General features: G+C 51.7%; 2 protein-coding genes. Both read left to right on the top strand.

The features are described 5' to 3' along the window. Positions 1-416 precede the first annotated feature (416 nt). A complete protein-coding gene (locus tag Q0095_RS09215) occupies positions 417-2,498 on the top strand; it encodes a carbon starvation CstA family protein (RefSeq protein WP_297883235.1) in 2,082 nt (693 codons plus the stop codon). Next, positions 2,485-2,700 (top strand): KCU-star family selenoprotein, encoded by a 216-nt coding sequence (gene kcuS, locus Q0095_RS09210; RefSeq protein WP_297883234.1) that lies wholly within the window; start codon positions 2,485-2,487, stop codon positions 2,698-2,700. Before Q0095_RS09215 ends, kcuS begins: the two co-directional genes overlap by 14 nt. Positions 2,701-3,463 lie beyond the last annotated feature (763 nt).

Here is a 3,463-nt window from a genome sequence, read left to right as displayed (position 1 = left end):
TATCAGCGCGAAAAAGTACGTAGCCGCACACCTGATCCGGCATAAATTTCCTCCTAAAAGTATTCGCGATTTTTATTAAGAAATTAAAATCGTTATCATGGGATTTTATCGCTTGGTTTCTTAAACCGCGATAAATTCCGTAACGGCTAAGAGCTGCGGAGTTAAATTTGGGGCGATTAGATATTAAAATTTCGCGCGTCTCCAAGCCGTCTATTTAAATTTAAAATTCAAAATTTAGGCGCTAAATTTAAACGCCGAAAGAGCTCTTTTTAATTTCGCGATTCAGCTTTAAATTATAAAAACGCCGATAAAATACGCACTAAATTTTATTTAGCGAGTCCCGCTTTAAAGGCGCAAGCCGTTTTATTAAACGGCAAACTGCGCCGAAGCCGCTCGCTAAGTTTTAAGGAGTGAGCATGAAATTTTGGCAAAAGATCCTTTGGGCGGCGGTCGCCGTCATAGGGGCGTGGTGTTTCGGCGTACTTGCGCTAAATAAGGGCGAGAGTATCAGTGCCGTCTGGCTCGTAGTGGCCAGCGCGTGCATCTATCTGATCGGATACACTTTCTACGGGCGCTTTATCGCGTATCGCGTCTTTAAGCTGGACGATCGTCGCGCAACTCCTGCAGTGATCAGAAACGACGGACGCGATTACGTCCCTACGAACAAATACGTCCTTTTCGGCCACCATTTCGCCGCTATCGCAGGCGCCGGACCGCTCGTAGGCCCGGTAGTGGCCGCACAGATGGGCTATCTGCCCGGCACTATTTGGCTTTTGGTAGGCGTCGTGCTCGCGGGTGCGGTGCATGATTTCATCGTGCTCGTGCTATCCACGCGCCGCGGCGGCAAGAGCCTCGGCGAGATGATCAAAGATGAGATGGGTAGGCTCACCGGCGGCATCGCGATGATCGGGATTTTTTTCATCATGCTGATCATCGTGGCGATCTTGGCGATGGTCGTCGTAAAAGCGCTCGCGAACTCGCCGTGGGGGCTTTTTACGATCGCGATGACGATACCGATCGCCATATTTATGGGAATTTACATGAGGTTCTTGCGCCCGGGCAAGGTCAGTGAGGCATCGATCATCGGCTTTGTTTTGCTGATGCTTGCGCTTTGGGGCGGGCATTACGTCTCGATCGATCCGTACTGGCACGACGTCTTTTCGCTAAAGGGCGAGACGCTCGCGCTTCTTACGATCGGCTACGGCTTTATCGCGGCGATTTTGCCCGTGTGGCTGCTGCTTGCGCCGCGCGATTATCTAAGCACCTTCCTTAAACTCGGCGTCATCATCGGCATGGCGGTTGCGATAATCTTTATCGCGCCCGAGCTTAAAATGCCCGCTACGACGAAATTTATCGACGGCACGGGTCCCGTTTTTGCAGGCCCGATATTTCCGTTTTTATTTATCACGATCGCGTGCGGCGCGATTTCTGGCTTTCACGCGCTGATCTCCAGCGGCACGACGCCTAAGATGCTCGAGCGCGAAACCCACGCTCTTTTCATCGGCTATGGCTCGATGCTTATGGAGAGCCTTGTGGGCGTAATGGCGCTTGTGGCTGCGTGCATTCTAAGCCCGGGCGAATACTTCGCTATCAACTCGCCAGCCGCGGTGCTGGGCAAAGACGCGGTAAGCGCCGCGGCATATATAAATTCTATCGGATTTAGCATTACGCCCGAGCAGATCGGCGCCTTGGCTTCAAACGTCGGCGAAACCACGATGATGAGCCGCACGGGCGGCGCTCCTACCTTTGCGATGGGGCTAACGATGCTGCTGCATCAGATCATCGGCGGCAAGGAGCTGATGGCGTTTTGGTACCATTTCGCAATTTTGTTTGAGGCGCTGTTTATTCTGACCGCGGTCGATGCGGGCACGCGCACGGGGCGCTTTATGGTGCAAGAAATTTTAGGCAACGTCTATAAGCCGTTTTCCGATACTAAAAATTCCCTCTACGGCATCATCGCGACGCTGATCTGCGTGGCGGGCTGGGGCTATCTGCTCTACAGCGGCGTTACCGATCCTATGGGCGGAATTTACACGCTGTGGCCGCTTTTCGGCGCGTCCAATCAGATGCTCGCTGGCATCGCGCTGCTGCTTGCGACGGTGGTGCTTTTTAAAATGGGCAAGCAAAAATACGCCTTCGTCACGATCGCTCCTGCGATTTGGGTGCTTATAACCACGCTTTATGCGGCGATCTTAAAGCTGATGCCGGCTAACGGCGAGCGCGTGCACGACGCGGTAAGCCACGTGGCTATAGCGCAAAACACCGCCGCCAAGCTCGCTAGCCTAAGCGATCCTGCCGCGATAGAAAAGGCGCAGGCTATCATCAGAAATAACGTCATCGACGCCGTGCTATGCGCTCTTTTCGTCGTCGTCACGATCGTCGTCATAACCCAGACGATCCGAATGTGCCTTAAAATTTCAAAGGGCGGCGCGAGCGAGGGGTATTTCAAACTGGCAGAAAGCGAGTACGTAGATAGGGGCGTTTATGAAAAAGCTTAAATTTAATCCGCTCGCAGCCCCGAAGGCTGTGGCGAGGCTTTTGGCGCGCGCGGATGCCGCGCTTGCGCCGCTCATCGGGCTCGGCGATTACGAGGGCTACCTGCGCCATTTCAGAAGCGCCCATCCTGACGAAGTCCCGCTAAGCAGGGCGGAATTTTTCCGCGCGATGCAAGATAGCAAGGCAAAAAACGTCAAGTGCTGATAGCGGCGAAAGGGCGCGGTCGCGCCGTACTCATCGCCGGTCCGCTACGTTTTGCCGTGGTGTCGTGAAATTTCGCTGCGGATTTAAAATTTTAAATTTGATAAGGTGCGGGCGCGCTAGTCATGAAATTTAGCCCGCTGCTAGGGATAAAATTTCGCGCATGCCTCTTTGAGATTGCGCTTTAAATTTGCTCGCACTTAGGGCGTTAAGATTTATCCTTGCCGTCGCGCCGTACTCATCGCTAGCCGCGACGCTTTGCCGTCATGCCCTGAAATTTCGTGTGGAGCTTCACCGAGCTTCGGCGGAATTTATTAAGGCGCGCTCGCTAAATTTCGCCGTGGAGCCGCTTTGGTTTAAGGCGTGAAATTTCGCTGCGGATTTGAAATTTTAAATTTAGACTAGGGCGCGGATAAAATGCGCGCGCGAGTTTAAAATTTAGCGCGCCGCGCAAACCGCCGCCGAGAGAAATTTAGACTAGCCGCGCGGCATAAATTTTAAAATGATTAAATTTCAAGATGCCGCGAAGCCTGCAACTCTTTTCTGTGCTAGCCAAAAGCTCGCAGGCTTTAAAATTTGAAATTCCAAAATCCGTAAAGCAAGATTTTGCGCCGTATCGTTTCGCGAGCGAGATTTATATTGTAAAATTCAGCGCTGAGCAGAGCAAATTTACTCTGCGCCGAAGGCGCAGAGTATTAAAATGTATTAAGAGTTCAAAATTTGATTTATTCTATTTTCAAAGGAGTATTTGATCTTCTTATAAAAG

Origin of the sequence: uncultured Campylobacter sp. (genome assembly GCF_938045535.1) — a bacterium.
Classification (GTDB): domain Bacteria; phylum Campylobacterota; class Campylobacteria; order Campylobacterales; family Campylobacteraceae; genus Campylobacter_B.
This window is presented reverse-complemented; position numbering and strand designations above follow the sequence as displayed.

What these genes read in the sequence shown, in the direction of transcription:
- kcuS (WP_297883234.1), top strand. Translation starts at nt 2,485, where the DNA reads ATGAAAAAGCTTAAATTTAATCCGCTCGCAGCCCCGAAGGCTGTGGCG.
- Q0095_RS09215 (WP_297883235.1), top strand. Translation starts at nt 417, where the DNA reads ATGAAATTTTGGCAAAAGATCCTTTGGGCGGCGGTCGCCGTCATAGGG.